Source organism: Alicyclobacillus pomorum DSM 14955 (genome assembly GCF_000472905.1).
Taxonomy (GTDB): domain Bacteria; phylum Bacillota; class Bacilli; order Alicyclobacillales; family Alicyclobacillaceae; genus Alicyclobacillus_A; species Alicyclobacillus_A pomorum.
Genome location: NZ_AXAR01000003.1, coordinates 12,859 through 26,700 on the forward strand (window position 1 = coordinate 12,859; position 13,842 = coordinate 26,700).

Sequence of the window (13,842 nt, forward strand, 5' to 3'; positions counted from 1 at the left end):
GATGCGTGGAAAGGCTCTGTTCGCAGTTATCGTGTTGACGTCGCTTTTGACAGGGTGCGGAGGGGCCACGTCGACCACGTCGGGAGCCAACGACGTCAAGAGTTCAACAAATCCGGCACCGGTGGTCGGAAAACAGGCGCCTTCCTTTTCCTTGCCGCAGTTAAACGGGAACGGGACCGTGTCGTTGCAGACCATCCTTGCGCATCATCAACCTGTCATTCTCAACGTCTTTGCGTCCTGGTGCGAACCTTGCAACAATGAGGCCCCCGATTTTGTGCAGGCAGCGCACAAATACCGCGGTAAAGTGCAGTTTGTCGGCATCGATATGACCTCGACGGAAATGAACGAGAGAGGTCCCCAGGATTTTGTCGACAAGTACAAGATCCCTTATACAGTGCTCAAGGATCCTCACGCTGCGTTCATGAATGCGTACGGCGTGTACGCGGCGCCACAGACGTTTGTCCTGTCTCCCACCGGACGGATTATCGATATTGAGCCTGGTATGTTAACAGCCAGCAAACTGGATGCAGTCGTTCAAAAGGCGCTGAATCCATCCTGATGGATTGTACGGAAAACACGAAGGCGACGAGGCTGCGGCCCCATCGCCTTTGTTCATCATGCATCCAATGTCGCGTCGAAGTTTACGCGGTCTTGCTGACTGTGACAGTTCCCTGATCCGTGGTGATGGTAGGGGCTTTCGCGTTTGCAACGACGTCGAATTCATCCCACATGCCGCCAGCTGCGTGGCCGGGAACGCCGCAGACCAGGGCATACTTTCCAGCCTGATTCGCCACAAAGGAGAATTTATACGGTTGGTTTTGTGGAACGCCCGACTGGAACTTGTCAGATGGGCCCGTGGATCCCTTGAAGGCTGCGGTGAATTGTCCATTTGGCGTCTCACGCTCGGACCACGGTACAAAGCCGACACTGTGATTCACGGACTGCTGATTGTTGTAGGTTACGTTCACCGTCCAGCCTGCAGGTACGGTGATTTTGAGTGCGCCCTTACTGTATCCGTTGAAGTTCATTGGGTCATCGCCATTCTTGGAAGTGATACTCAGATCCAGCGTTTTCGGCACTTTGTCCAGCGCGTACCAAGCAGCCTGACCTTGCCCCGTCGCGCCTTGTCCTGTAGATCCGCTGGTTGGACTGACGGACGTTTGGATCTTCGGGTTTGCGGCGAAATTACGGTGCGTGACTTGGTTCGGAAGTACAAAATAACCTACAATCCAAAACACGATGGCAGAGCAGGCACCGAGCGCGACAACCAGTGCGCCGAGAGGTGAAATCTTCATGACGCATCCTCCAATCCATCTGAGCGTTCATCCGCATTCGCGAAGAGCATGTACAGGCATAGCCCTGCCCACCACCTAGGCTTCTGGGATGACCCACTACTTTCAAGTATATCTTGTATATCAGGCGGTGAAATAGACCTGCCGGCGACAAATATACAAAAAAACCTGAAAAGTGTCACATATTTGACACAATGTTTCGTCTGGATTGTCTAACGGTCAAAAATAAAGGGAAGCGCCATGCTGTTTCAACCACTGCTGACTCTCCTGATACGCTGGGAAGGCCTTGGCAACGTGTGCCCAGAACCGCGCCGAGTGGTTCATCTCAAGCAGGTGGCACAACTCGTGGACCACGACGTAATCGATGATCTCTGGCGGCGCCTGAATGAGTCGCCAGTTCAAATTGATGTTGCCGGTGCTGCTGCAGCTTCCCCAGCGCGTGCGTTGGTCTTTCACGCGGAATCCCTGATACGATACGCCGAGTTGGTGGCTCCAATGCTGCAGACGATGTTCAAAGTCAGTTTTGGCAGCCTGTTTATACCACCGCGTCAAGATGTCGTAGATCTTGTCTACGGGTGGTGAAACGTCTGGACCTGTGATGTAGAATCGGTTGTCGCGGTACGCGCAACGCCAATGCCCGGCCGTATATTCGTATTCCACTGGGGTCGGCTTCCCATGCAACCAGAATGTTGTATCCGTCCAGTGTTTGCGCGCCTGGGTATCAGACGGTGACTGCCGCAATCGCTCTTCAATCCAATCCCGGCGCGTTTCCAATATCCTTCGGATCTCATGCTCAGGGGTATCTGCGGGGGCGAGGATTCGGACTTGACCGCTCCGAACCATCACGGTGATGGTTTTTTTACGCTTTGCACTGCGGATGACTTCCAGTTTCCCTGAAAACGGTAAGGCCATGGTTCCGCTTCTCCTTTATTTCGATGGGCCTCTGACCCTCATGATATACTAGGCTGGTACTTTTGGGAATCGTGTCAGAAGGCGAGGAGGAATGCGCGTGCTTCACATGGAGCATTGGGAGAGTGCCTTGTTGGTGTTGGTCGTGGTGTTTGGAGGCAGTCTCATCGCCGGAAAACTGACGGAGAAGCCGCGCATCCCGGACGTGGCTGCGTACCTGCTGCTCGGTATTTTGATTGGGCCGGCCGTGTTGAATCTGGTTTCGGAACCGATAGGATCGCAAGTGAACTTATTCATTCTCAATATCGGAGCCACCCTCATCGTGTTTGATGGAGGGCGCGCAGTGCGGTTTTCCATCCTGCGGCAAGTCTGGGTCAGCATCGGATTGCTCGCCACCCTTGGTGTGCTGGTCTCTGCCATCGTGGTAGGTGTGGTGGCACATTGGTTGGTAGGCACACCGTGGGTGTTTTCGCTGTTGCTCGCGGGCGTCATCGCGTCTACGGACCCTGCGACGCTGATTCCTGTGTTTAAACGGGTGCCCATCTTGCCTCGACTGCAGCAGACGGTGGAATCTGAATCGGCTTTTAATGACGCGACCGCCTCTGTACTGGTCATGACGCTGCTCAGCTTGGTGACAGCGAAAGGTGCATTCCACTGGTACGCACCCATTGTGGGCTTTGTGAGTTCGTCCGTCACGGGTCTCGTGGTGGGATTTGTATGCGGTTTGCTTGCGTTGTGGTTGGTATCCGAACGAGGGTGGGGGCTATTTCGCGACTACGGATCGATGGTCATGCTGGTGTTGGCACTGGGTGCCTATGAGCTGGCGGAAGTGTTCCAAGCCAGCGGTCTGATGGCGGCTTTCACGGCGGGCGTCGTGACCGGAAACGGCGCGTCGTTTGGGTGGCCGTTGTCCAAGCACACGGAAGCTAACGTGAACCACTTTGGAAACTCCATCACTTTGATTATGCGCATGCTCATCTTTGTCTTTCTCGGCACTCAGGTCGACTTCTCGGAGGTCCGGCACTACCTGTGGGTAGGCATTTTGTTGGTGGCTGTCCTGATGTTTGTCGCGCGACCGCTGTCCGTGCTGTCGTCTGTCCTTGTGGACGGGCGAGCACGATGGAACTGGCGCGAAATTTTGTTCATGTTCTGGGTGCGCGAAACCGGCGTGATCCCCGCGGCACTGGCCGGGATGATTGCTGCAGAGCAAGTGCCTTTTGCAAAGCTGATTGGCGCGGTCACATTTCTGGCGATTCTGGCCACGATTTTGGTACAAGCCAGTACAACGCCGTTTGTCGCAAACCACTTGAGGGTTGCCGTAGAAGGGGAGGAATTGGATGTCTAAATGCCGAGACTGCGCAATCGGCGTCTTGTTCAGGCAAGACGCCGATTGGATCTCTGCAGACACGTCGGTCGCTTACTTCGCGAGCTCCCGGTATTTTCCGTGGAAATACAGGAGAGGTTCTTTGCTTTCGTCCACCGACGAGTGTTCCACTTGTCCTATGTAGATAAAGTGGTCTCCGCCATCTACCTCTTGGGTCACTTTGCACTCCAGATGCGCCAAAACGCCTTCGAGAACAGGAACACCAAGTGTTCCGATGCGGTAGGATACGCCTGCGAACTTGTCCTCTCGACGTGAAGCAAAGTGGTTGGAGACATCCGACTGATCACTGCTCAAAATGTTCACTCCGAATACGCGGCTGGTCCGGAGCAGTGGAATCACGGACGAGCGTTTATCGATACAAATCAAGATATACGGGGGATCAAGCGATACAGAACTGAACGCCGATACCGTCAATCCTCCGAGTTTACCGTCAACGGCAGTGGTCACTACGGTGACACCGCTGGCGAACCGACCCAGCGCATGCCGGAAATCATCTGCACTCACTGGCACAGCGGTAACCCCCTCTCGAAAGTTCCAAAAGTTTCAATACGCATACTGTTCTATTGTATCAGAAGCGGCATCCAAAGCGGAATGACGCAAGGGGACACAAGAAGGCCGTCGGCGGTCAACGAAACCTGCCAACGGCTCTCTCCATGCGCATATGAGAATGATTGACCCGATGTCGGCTACCCGCGTTGGGTAGGGATGGGCTTCACGCCTTCTGGGGGAATGATGAGATCGGCAGCAGTCAGACGTTTGACTTCTTCAATGCTGTGTCCATCTGCGACTTCGCGCAGCACGAGTCCTTTGTCCGTGACGTCCATCACGGCGTAGTCGGTAATGATGCGGTGAACCACGCGCTTTCCGGTGAGTGGCAACCGACATTCCTTGAGAATTTTGGGTTCACCTTGTTTGTTGACATGCTCCATGGTGACGATGACACGTTTGGCGCCGTGAACAAGATCCATGGCCCCGCCCATGCCTTTGACCATTTTTCCTGGAATCATCCAGTTTGCCAAGTCGCCCTTTTCTGACACTTCCATTGCACCTAAGATAGCGACGTCAATGTGGCCGCCGCGAATCATCGCGAAAGATTCAGCGCTGTTGAAGTAGCAGGCTCCGGGCAACACAGTGACCGTCTCTTTGCCTGCATTAATCAAGTCCGGGTCTTCCTCCCCTTCGTAGGGGTACGGTCCTGTACCTAACAACCCGTTCTCTGAATGTAAAATCACAGTGATGTCCTCAGGAATGTAATTCGCCACCAGTGTCGGCATCCCAATCCCCAGGTTGACGTAGTGGCCGTCATCAATTTCAAGTGCAGCCCGTTGGACGATTTCATCGCGCGTCAAAGGCATGTTTTCATCGCTCCTCCCGCATACAGTTTGAGCTACTCACGGTCACGATGGACGTGGGCGTGTGGTCCTGCGTTCAATCCGTTTCTCGTAAGAAGGGCCTACCACAATGCGCTGGACGTAGATGCTCGGGGTATGGATCTCGTGGGGATCCAGTTCGCCTGGCTCTACGAGTTCTTCCACTTCAACAATCGTAATTTTTCCAGCGGCCGCCATCATCGGATTGAAGTTTTGGGCGGTTTTACGGTAAATGACATTACCCAACGTATCCGCCTTCCAGCCCTTGATGAGGGCGTAATCTCCACGGATTGGCATCTCCAGGACGTATTCACGCCCGTCAATGACGCGTGTTTCTTTACCTTCCGCCACGACGGTCCCCACGCCGGCCGGTGTGTAAAAGCCGCCAATGCCAGCTCCGCCAGCGCGAACGCGCTCGGCCAACGTTCCTTGCGGAACCAGTTCCACTTCTAGCTCGCCGCTCAAAAACTGTCTTTCAAACGTTTTGTTTTCACCGACGTAGGAAGAAATCATTTTCCGGATCTGTCGGGTCTGCAGTAGCAGTCCCAGCCCCCAGTCGTCAACACCACAGTTGTTGCTGACACAGGTGAGATCTTTCGTGCCTTGGTCGCGCAGCGCGATAATCAGATTTTCTGGAATGCCTACGAGTCCAAAGCCGCCGACTAATAGAGTAGATCCATCCGGAATGTCGCGGACAGCATCCGCAGCGGACGCAAAGACCTTGTTCAAACCCAATCCCTCCTGCCACCGAAGACCTGTTTTCAATCCTATTACCGCACAGTCATCGCGGTTATGCAAGCGTTTTCGCGGACATCCCCCCCGTTTTCGCCCTCAAATTCTATGAATCTTCGATTGCTGGTTCAAGAGCCGCTGATATAATGTACATGGCGCATAAAAATACATATCCGAACTCCGTTGCGCCGGAGGCGGGGGATTCATGGATTGGTGCGAATCTGTACGTGAGATCACTGCTCAGGGCAACCCCCATATTCAGAGCCCGTCAACGAACCCCGCAGGAAGAAAAGGGGCTGTATCAGTGAACCGCTTGGCCAAGCTGTTTCTTTCAGCTGCCCTTGTCACCGTCGCAGGGCCTTCGGTGAGCTTTGCGGCCACCGCACACACATACGGTCAGAAGCAGGGTGTGAAGAACGCCCCGTCACATGCTATCGTGCGTGAAGAATTTTCGGACATCCACTTCACGACGAACCAGCAGAGAACCACCACGTACATAGTGAAGTCCGGAGACACTTTGTGGGGTATCGCAACGCGCTTTCACACGACCGTCTCGAATTTGGCAAGTCTGAATCATCTCAACAGTAAGGCCATATTGAAGGTGGGGCAACATTTGAAGGTGCCTTTGAGCCAGAGGACCAGTAGCCGTTCGGGCAGTGGGTTGCTCAGTATGGCGATTGACCTGAAAGGGCAACTCGTTGCCCAGTACGCAAGAACTTTCGTCGGTGCACCGTATCAGTGGGCGGGCACGACACCGAACGGATTTGATTGCTCTGGGCTGGTCTTCTACGTGTACAGGGATTTCGGGTTCAGTCTGCCGCGTTCAAGTTACGGAATGTACGGCATCGGATCTCCTGTACGGTCCAACGACTTGGCACCGGGTGACCTGGTGTTTTTCAACACGGATGGGCCTGGGGCATCACACGTCGGTATTTTCTTGGGTGGAGGTCAATTCATCAGCGCCGAGCGGAACGGCGTCAATATTGCGTCACTGTTTGACTCCTATTGGGGATTGCACTATCTTGGCGCACGCGATGTGTTACATTGATCACGTATCCAAGAAAGAACCGTAAAAAGGGCACAGGGTGTGCCCTGTTTACGGTTGCTTAGAAAGAAAACAGGCGCCATGTGCGCCCGGCACGATTGCATTATGTGAGTGCATGTAGGGACACGTAACCAATGGTCCCGCTGACAATCATCACCGCTGTAAACACTGCAATTCGCTCGCCGATTCTCCACAGTTTCTCTAACCCAGCGATGGGATTCGCCATGTCGTGATTTTTCATGAAGATCACCTTCTTCAAATGGGCATCCACCCTTGCTTGGAGTTAGTTTATCATGTCCGCCTGTCCGCAGTACAGCGATGCGCTCGGCCATTTGTGAAGCTTCTGTCACGGTTTTCTCGAATTTTCACTCATTTTGCAGTGCCGTGTCGTCACCACGGCTTTCGGATCATTGGACACGGGCGCCGCGAAGGGCGCCTGTGTCGATGATGCGGGACGTCATTTCAGGGGAGATTGGCTGCCGGGGGTGTTGATTCGCTCTGCGTCTTCGGGCCTGGCGGTGCGAACTGCGATGCCAGGCGTACCGTCGCCATGTGCATTGAACTTGCGCAGGAACTCCGTTGCATCATTTCGCAGCTTTTCGGGTGCGATATAGCGAAAAGGGTAGCCTGGAGTGCGAGGCGATGTTTTCATGCTCGATTCCTCCCCGAAAGATGGTGTACCGCACGCTTAGCGTGGCCCTGCTGCTCCAGATTATGAAGGGGAACGATGGCATATTGAAGAACACGCTTCAAGCGGGAGAGATCAGATCATTTCCCCGATGGTTGCGTGGTCGGAGGCGGTGACGCGAAAGAGGCGGTAGACCAAGGTCTCCGCCTCTTCGTTGTAAGGTGCGTACTGACGTACTGTCGCAACCACATCCCTTACCGATGTTTCAATCAGAAGGTTTGAGTCACCATGACACATCAGCCTCCTTACATGACGTAGTATGTGCATCGAGTTCAGTAGTATTCGTCGAACTTGATGAATACTTGGAATGGAACGTGGAACTTGTTCCGAAGCGTCCGACGTTTTGTTGGATGAATTTTTTGATTGCGACATGATTCGACACAAACAGTCAGGTCCATCGTGGTATTTTGTTGGCATTCGACACCAGGCGAAAGGTTGGGGGGGTGTTACGGACATGGTTGACTACCGAAATAGACCCCAGGAAAGTCCGCTTGCGTGGTGCCCTCACTGCGGACGACTGATTGGCGCGCAATGGGTGGATACGATGATGAAGACAGTCTTTCATGTATGCATCAGTGGCGTCTACCCATACGCTGTCTGCGTGAAGCACAAAGGAAAAACGCAAAGTCAAACGGCTTGATAATCTGATTGACGTTCATCTCTCGCCACGACATCGTGGCGTCTTTTTTTTCTCTTTGGCGGTGTTCCAACGTAAAGGTGAACGGAGCGTACACAGTGATTCGGGTGTGTCACTTTCACCAGTTGCCATGTTTATTCGTGGTCATCAGGATTATCCACCTTCACCCACGGCACCTCATTGTCCGTTGACTGAATCGCAGAGTATTTGCCCTCGTCCCTGAAATCGTCGGGACTGTCCACGTCGACGAGTGAGTTCACGGGGGCCGTCTGTTTCGTGACTCGACGGTGTTCAGGATGTGTTGTCTTCGTTTTATCGTCGTTGGGTTGCGGCGACGGCTGCATGGGCTTCACCATCTTTCGTCCAAGGATTGTGTCATCGAGTGATTTGTCACTCCTTACACTTCCCGGCGATTGGACGCACTATGCCAGCCGTCTCTCGGGAGCGTTGATTTCGGACCATGAACCATCTCTTGAAACGTAGCAGAGTTCTTGTGAAGGGATACGAACGGACACAAACGAGTCTGACAACGCTGGTGATGTTGAATACGAAAAACGGCTACGCGACACATCGCGTAGCCGTTGCTATTTGCATGATTTGGTGCGGTCGAGAGGACTTGAACCTCCACGAGCTTGCGCCCACAAGAACCTGAATCTTGCGCGTCTGCCAATTCCGCCACGACCGCGTGTAACTGACTGCCCTGCAGTGAGCAGAACACCCAAGCGATATTGTACATGGAAGGTGCAAGATAAACAAGGGCCAAGTTTCACCAATAACACAATGCTCAAAACTTGCACTCTGTCAAGCTGCTGCTATAATATTATTAGCAGCCGAGGTTTGTGAGTGCTAACAGTCAGTTCTTTTGCTAACACCTGACATGTTTGCAGGTGGGCATATCCGCGGAATGTCCATGTCATGCCAAAAATGTCAGATGTTCTTTCATGAGCCATTCGTCTATTGGAATGACACCGAGCAATTTGCTCGCTGGACATCAAGAGACCAATGGGGGGATGAGAAATGAAGGCACTGTTGTTAGCTGGGGGATTAGGAACGCGCTTGCGACCACTGACAGAGAACCTTCCTAAGCCGATGGCGCCGGTTGCAAACCGCCCATGGCTTGAACACCTCATTTTACACCTCAAGGAACAGGGTATTGAGCAGTTTGTCATCGCCGTGAAGCATCACGCGGATACCATTCGCAATCATTTTGGTGACGGGCGCTCTTTGGGCGTTGAAATCGAGTACGCGGTGGAGCGTCAGTTGATGGGAACCGCAGGTGCTATCAAGAACGCAGAATCCATGTTATCCGATAGGTTCTTGGTACTCAATGCCGACATCATTCATCAGATTCAGTTAATCCCTTTGCTTGACTTTCATGCTAAACACGGTGGCCTTGTGACCATTGGCCTCACAGAAGTGGATGACCCGACACAGTACGGAGTCGTCGAACAGACAGCGTCGGGCAGGATTGTACGGTTTGTGGAAAAACCGCCTCGTCACGCGGCACCTTCCAATCGTGTGAATGCGGGTATTTACGTGATGGAGAAGCAGGCCTTGCGCTGGATACCTGCGGACCGAGAGACCTCGATTGAACGGGAAACTTTCCCAACGTTGATCCAGCAAACAGGCCGTGTGTACGGAACGGTCATTCGCGGCTACTGGCTCGACATGGGGACGCTTGATAGGTACCTACAATTGCATCGGGATGTATTGGATGGACGTTTTCGTGCTCAGCTTCCTTATACAAAGAAGGAACCAGGAATTTGGATAGGGCGCGGCGTCCGCATGGCCACCGACGTCCAGTTGGTACCGCCTGTCATTATTGGCGATGATGTGGTGCTTGAACGTGGGTGCACGGTGGGCCCTTACGCGGTCGTGGGGGACCGGGCCGTACTTGGTCGGAACGTACATTGCTCGAGATCTGTGATATGGCCAGACACACGTTTAGAAGTATCGCATGATCTGAACGGAGTCGTGGTAAGTCCACACTTTATCGCAGACTGTGAACCGGATCACAATCGTTCGACACAGTCCGTGGAGGTGTTACAAGGATGACTCAAATTGCGTACATCAGCACCTACGTTCCGAAAAAGTGTGGTCTCGCTACATACACGCACCATTTGCGGCAGGCCGTGGAGGGTGCGAAAGGGACCTCAGTTCAGGATAAAGTGATTGCGGTTGTTAGCCCAGGTGAGGACAACACCCGATACCATCCTTCCGTTTGGACGCTGCGGCGCGATGTGCGTCAGGACTACCGCAACCTCGCGGCACGTATCAACGACAGCGCCGTTGCGGCGGTGTCTCTGCAACATGAGTTTGGCATCTTCGGTGGCAATGCTGGCGAGTATGTACTCGACTTCGCACGAGCCTTGCGAAAGCCGCTCATCACGACGTTCCACACAGTATTTGAACACCCGAAGGAGCCGTACCGCTCCATTCAAGATGAGTTGTGCGCGCTGAGCCGCCGTATTGTCGTGATGAACCGACGAGCAGTGACCTTTTTGAACAACGCCTTTGGAGTGCCTGAGGATAAAATCTTTTACCTCCCACATGGGACGCCGACGCCGATGCCGGAGCAGCGGGCAGCCATTCGAGAGCGCTTCGGCTGGGCTGACAAGAAGGTTGTGCTGACGTTTGGCTTGCTTGGTCGCGGCAAAGGCATTGAGTTAATTCTGAAGGCACTGCCTAAGGTTGTCCAGCGGGTACCGAACGTGGTATATGCGCTCGTCGGTCAGACGCACCCAGATGTTCTGCGTCACGAAGGCGAGGCGTACCGCAACGAGCTGCTTGAAATGGTCCATGATCTCGGTTTGGATGAACATGTGCAAATGGTGAATCGGTACCTCACTGAAGAGGAACTGGTGGAAGTCATCACAGCGTGCGATCTTTACGTCACCCCTTATCCTGGCATGGAACAGATCACCAGCGGAACGTTGGCATACGCGGTGGGTCTCGGTCGGCCGGTGTTGAGTACGCCGTACGCGTATGCGCGGGACTTGTTGGCTGGGCTTGATGAATTGCTGATTCCGTACGGGGACGTGGACACCTGGGCGGATACAATGGTCCGTATGTTGTCGGATGCGTCACTGCACGCAACGTGGGAACACCGGATTCGCGAGATTGGTCAGCACATGCAATGGCCAAATGTTGGGGCCACCTATTGGCACTTGGTTCAGGATGTGCTGCACACGGAGAAAGGTCGTGTTGCGGGAGGGAGTGCACTTGCGTCCATTTCCCGTTAAGTTGGAGCACCTGCGACGACTGACCGATGACACGGGATTGATAGAACATTGTTTAGGAAAGATTCCTCGCCGGAACGAGGGATATTCGACAGACGACAACGCGCGTGCGCTGTGGCTGTGTGTCGAGTGGATGCGCTACGCGGAGCGCACGCAGGCGGCGGAACAACTGCGTACACTCTCGCCGCTGGTTGACACCTATCTCGCCTTCTTGCTGTGGGTGCAACGCGACGATGGACAATTCCACAACAACGTGTTCTACAATCGTACGTTCGAACCAGAGACTCCGTCCGACGACTGCCAGGGGAGATCCATTTGGGCCACCGCGTTCGCAGCGATTCACTTGCGTGACCAAGACCGGAAAACTGCGGCACAGCAGATGTGTTATCGGGGATTCCGCACGGTTTCGCGCTTGCAGTTTCCGAGGGGTCGCGCCCACGCTTTGGCAGCTGCCTGTCTGTTGCTTTGCGCAATGGAAAGTGGGCAAGGAGAGCAGAACTGGTTTTCTGACTGGGTCAAGGCAGAATTGCCGCAGGTCGCCCGAAATCTGGCGGACCATCTCATCCAACAGTACAGGCGAAACCAGCAACCCGGTTGGCGTTGGTTCGAGCCAATGATGACGTACGGAAACGGAGTGTTTCCGTGGGCTTTATTCCACGCGTACAGCGCGCTGAAAGACGCGTCCGTACTTGCGGTCGCCACTGAGAGCCTGGAGTTCTTGATGGAAAAAATGACAGCTCCCCAAGGGCACATTCGTCCCATCGGAAACCAAGGGTGGTGCTCTCCAAGTTCCATCAGCCAGTGGGACCAGCAGCCACTGGAGGTCATGAAGTTGGCGGTCGCTTGTGCGCAGGGGTACCGCGTCACTTCCAATCCTGATTATTTGAAAGCTCTGGAGAATTGCGTCGCCTGGTTTCACGGAAAGAACGACCTGGGTGTTGCGGTGGCGGATCCGTCGGATGGTGGTTGCTGCGACGGGTTAATGGAGAACGGTCCAAACCGCAACCAGGGCGCTGAGTCAACGATATCCTACCTATTGACAGAAGCGGTTTACCATAATTTGGTGACGGAGGGGTGTGATAACGATGACACAGATGGTTTCTCAAACAGCACAGTTGCCGAAACACGTGTTTCGCGAGTATGACGTTCGGGGTGTGGCCAACACGGAGATCAACGAGCGGTTTGCTTACTTGCTCGGCCGTGCATTTGCGCGTCGATTGAAGGCAGCCGGAGAGGACACGATGGTTGTCGGCAGGGATAACCGCGCTTCTTCACCCGCGTTGCACCGTGCACTGGTAGCGGGGGCGACTGCGGAACATTGCCGAGTCCGGGACATTGGTGAAGTGACGACACCGATGTTCTACTACAGCCTGGAACACCTTCAAGTACCCAGTGGCATTATGGTCACAGCGAGCCACAATCCACCCAACGAAAATGGATTTAAAATCGCCATGGGCAACACGACCATCCACGGTGAAGCCGTACGCAGCCTGTATGACGAAATGATGGCTGTGGAACGTAGCATCGAGATGCCCGAAGTGCTGAGCGCTGACTCCGCATGGGTTGACCGTGTCGATGTGAAAGAGGCCTACTTTGAGATGCTGGAGGACAAGATTCAACTGGGGCGTCGGCTGAAAGTGGTGGTCGATTGTGGAAATGGTACGGCGTCCTCGTTTGCTCCTGAGATGCTCAAGCGGTGGGGGTGTGACGTCATTCCGCTCTACTGTGAGTCAGATCCCACCTTCCCGAACCACCATCCAGATCCGGTCGATCCGGAGAATCTCCGCGACTTGATTGCCACGGTGAAAAAGGAAAAGGCAGACCTTGGAATCGCTTTTGACGGAGACGGGGACAGACTCGGCGTCGTCGACGACAAGGGTACTATTCGCTGGGGCGACGAATTGATGATCTTATACTGGCGTGAGATTCTGCCCAAGTATCCAGGGTGCGAGGCGCTGGTGGAAGTCAAGTGCTCGCAGGCGTTGATTGACGAGATTGTGAAACTCGGCGGGAAGCCGCGCTTTCACCGCACGGGGCATTCCCACATCAAGGCGACGCTGCGGGCCACGAACGCGCCGTTTACCGGAGAAATGTCTGGCCATTTGTTCTTCAACGATGAGTACTATGGATACGATGACGCGCTCTACGCTGCGGGCCGCTTGTTGCGTTTGCTGTCCAGACAGGAACGCAACCTGTCCGCGCTGTTTGAGGATGTGCCACAGTACTACTCGACCCCAGAGACTCGCGTTCCATGTCCGGAGTCACAGAAACAAAACGTCATTGAGGCTGTCAAGAAGTACTTCGCTGAGCGTTTCAATATCGTGACAGTCGATGGCGCCCGGGTTGAGTTCCCTTCAGGATGGGCGCTCATACGCAGTTCCAACACACAGCCGATTCTCGTGCTTCGCGCGGAGGCGAATACACCGGAGCACCTAGCGGCGATTCAACGGGAAGTGGAACAGGCGCTGCATCGCGCCGGTCTCGAGTCCACCATTCCGTGGTAAGGCGTCCATTCGGTGTGCCTGACGGTACGCAGACTTGCACCA

General features: G+C 54.2%; 15 protein-coding genes, 1 tRNA gene and 1 riboswitch. Of the genes, 7 read left to right on the forward strand and 9 right to left on the reverse strand.

Translation table 11 applies throughout. From position 1 onward, the window contains the following. Position 1 precedes the first annotated feature (1 nt). Entirely contained in the window at positions 2-559 is a 558-nt protein-coding gene (locus YWK_RS18165; RefSeq protein WP_051375077.1) for a TlpA family protein disulfide reductase, read from the forward strand. An 82-nt stretch (positions 560-641) separates the two neighbouring features. On the opposite strand, the gene YWK_RS0103730 is transcribed toward YWK_RS18165, so the two are convergent. Continuing rightward, positions 642-1,295, reverse strand: coding sequence for a sulfocyanin-like copper-binding protein (locus YWK_RS0103730; RefSeq protein WP_026963746.1), 654 nt, complete (start codon positions 1,293-1,295; stop codon positions 642-644). A gap of 216 nt (positions 1,296-1,511) precedes the next feature. Further along, on the reverse strand, positions 1,512-2,204 hold the full coding sequence (locus YWK_RS20780) for a M48 family metallopeptidase (RefSeq protein WP_026963747.1): 693 nt from the start codon (positions 2,202-2,204) through the stop codon (positions 1,512-1,514). A 106-nt stretch (positions 2,205-2,310) separates the two neighbouring features. On the opposite strand from YWK_RS20780, the gene YWK_RS0103740 reads away from it, so the two are divergent. After that, positions 2,311-3,546 carry a cation:proton antiporter gene (locus YWK_RS0103740; RefSeq protein WP_026963748.1) on the forward strand — a complete coding sequence of 412 codons (1,236 nt, stop codon included), beginning with the start codon at positions 2,311-2,313 and terminating at the stop codon, positions 3,544-3,546. Positions 3,547-3,618: 72 nt separating this feature from the next. Here YWK_RS0103740 and YWK_RS0103745 read toward each other — a convergent pair whose 3' ends face one another. The 3 genes from YWK_RS0103745 to YWK_RS0103755 form a co-directional block, all read right to left on the reverse strand. Further along, the gene (locus YWK_RS0103745) at positions 3,619-4,095 is read right to left on the reverse strand and encodes a flavin reductase family protein (RefSeq protein ID WP_026963749.1); all 477 of its coding nucleotides are present in this window, start codon (positions 4,093-4,095) and stop codon (positions 3,619-3,621) included. Positions 4,096-4,271: 176 nt separating this feature from the next. Beyond that, positions 4,272-4,940: a CoA transferase subunit B gene (locus tag YWK_RS0103750; protein ID WP_026963750.1), complete on the reverse strand. Its 669-nt coding sequence runs from the start codon at positions 4,938-4,940 to the stop codon at positions 4,272-4,274. A 42-nt stretch (positions 4,941-4,982) separates the two neighbouring features. Next, on the reverse strand, positions 4,983-5,684 hold the full coding sequence (locus YWK_RS0103755) for a CoA transferase subunit A (RefSeq protein ID WP_026963751.1): 702 nt from the start codon (positions 5,682-5,684) through the stop codon (positions 4,983-4,985). A 164-nt stretch (positions 5,685-5,848) separates the two neighbouring features. Continuing rightward, a riboswitch (cyclic di-AMP (ydaO/yuaA leader) is annotated at positions 5,849-5,989 on the forward strand. 2 nt (positions 5,990-5,991) lie between these two features. Between YWK_RS0103755 and YWK_RS18175 the strand changes: the two genes are divergently transcribed. Then, positions 5,992-6,735, forward strand: a complete 744-nt coding sequence (locus YWK_RS18175) for a C40 family peptidase (protein ID WP_051375081.1) — start codon at positions 5,992-5,994, stop codon at positions 6,733-6,735. A 100-nt stretch (positions 6,736-6,835) separates the two neighbouring features. Here the strand turns inward: YWK_RS18175 and YWK_RS21775 are convergent, their stop codons facing one another. From YWK_RS21775 to YWK_RS0103790, 4 genes are all read right to left on the reverse strand, one after another. Continuing rightward, positions 6,836-6,973: a hypothetical protein gene (locus tag YWK_RS21775; protein WP_156909026.1), complete on the reverse strand. Its 138-nt coding sequence runs from the start codon at positions 6,971-6,973 to the stop codon at positions 6,836-6,838. Positions 6,974-7,189: 216 nt separating this feature from the next. Further along, positions 7,190-7,384, reverse strand: a complete 195-nt coding sequence (locus tag YWK_RS0103770; RefSeq protein ID WP_026963752.1) for a hypothetical protein — start codon at positions 7,382-7,384, stop codon at positions 7,190-7,192. Positions 7,385-8,191: 807 nt separating this feature from the next. After that, positions 8,192-8,410 (reverse strand): hypothetical protein, encoded by a 219-nt coding sequence (locus YWK_RS0103785; RefSeq protein ID WP_156909027.1) that lies wholly within the window; start codon positions 8,408-8,410, stop codon positions 8,192-8,194. Between the two features lie 245 nt (positions 8,411-8,655). Beyond that, positions 8,656-8,742, reverse strand: a tRNA-Leu gene (locus YWK_RS0103790). 332 nt (positions 8,743-9,074) lie between these two features. On the opposite strand from YWK_RS0103790, the gene YWK_RS18180 reads away from it, so the two are divergent. Genes YWK_RS18180 through YWK_RS0103810 form a run of 4 tightly spaced genes read left to right on the forward strand, consistent with a single transcriptional unit; the run spans position 9,075 to position 13,800 of the window. Next, a complete protein-coding gene (locus tag YWK_RS18180; protein WP_084453462.1) occupies positions 9,075-10,112 on the forward strand; it encodes a nucleotidyltransferase family protein in 1,038 nt (345 codons plus the stop codon). Next, positions 10,109-11,299 carry a glycosyltransferase family 4 protein gene (locus YWK_RS0103800; RefSeq protein ID WP_026963755.1) on the forward strand — a complete coding sequence of 397 codons (1,191 nt, stop codon included), beginning with the start codon at positions 10,109-10,111 and terminating at the stop codon, positions 11,297-11,299. Before YWK_RS18180 ends, YWK_RS0103800 begins: the two co-directional genes overlap by 4 nt. Further along, complete coding sequence (locus tag YWK_RS18185) at positions 11,280-12,440, forward strand: hypothetical protein (RefSeq protein ID WP_035465954.1); 1,161 nt, start codon at positions 11,280-11,282, stop codon at positions 12,438-12,440. Before YWK_RS0103800 ends, YWK_RS18185 begins: the two co-directional genes overlap by 20 nt. Then, positions 12,382-13,800, forward strand: coding sequence for a phosphomannomutase/phosphoglucomutase (locus tag YWK_RS0103810; protein WP_026963756.1), 1,419 nt, complete (start codon positions 12,382-12,384; stop codon positions 13,798-13,800). The genes YWK_RS18185 and YWK_RS0103810 overlap by 59 nt, the downstream gene beginning before the upstream one ends. Positions 13,801-13,842: the final 42 nt, after the last annotated feature.

Bases quoted from the DNA above. Each gene is read 5' to 3' on its own strand.
- YWK_RS0103770 (WP_026963752.1), bottom strand. From the start codon at position 7,384: ATGAAAACATCGCCTCGCACTCCAGGCTACCCTTTTCGCTATATCGCA.
- YWK_RS18165 (WP_051375077.1), top strand. From the start codon at position 2: ATGCGTGGAAAGGCTCTGTTCGCAGTTATCGTGTTGACGTCGCTTTTG.
- YWK_RS0103750 (WP_026963750.1), bottom strand. From the start codon at position 4,940: ATGCCTTTGACGCGCGATGAAATCGTCCAACGGGCTGCACTTGAAATT.
- YWK_RS0103810 (WP_026963756.1), top strand. From the start codon at position 12,382: ATGACACAGATGGTTTCTCAAACAGCACAGTTGCCGAAACACGTGTTT.
- YWK_RS0103800 (WP_026963755.1), top strand. From the start codon at position 10,109: ATGACTCAAATTGCGTACATCAGCACCTACGTTCCGAAAAAGTGTGGT.
- YWK_RS20780 (WP_026963747.1), bottom strand. From the start codon at position 2,204: ATGGCCTTACCGTTTTCAGGGAAACTGGAAGTCATCCGCAGTGCAAAG.
- YWK_RS0103730 (WP_026963746.1), bottom strand. From the start codon at position 1,295: ATGAAGATTTCACCTCTCGGCGCACTGGTTGTCGCGCTCGGTGCCTGC.
- YWK_RS0103740 (WP_026963748.1), top strand. From the start codon at position 2,311: ATGGAGCATTGGGAGAGTGCCTTGTTGGTGTTGGTCGTGGTGTTTGGA.
- YWK_RS18180 (WP_084453462.1), top strand. From the start codon at position 9,075: ATGAAGGCACTGTTGTTAGCTGGGGGATTAGGAACGCGCTTGCGACCA.
- YWK_RS21775 (WP_156909026.1), bottom strand. From the start codon at position 6,973: ATGAAAAATCACGACATGGCGAATCCCATCGCTGGGTTAGAGAAACTG.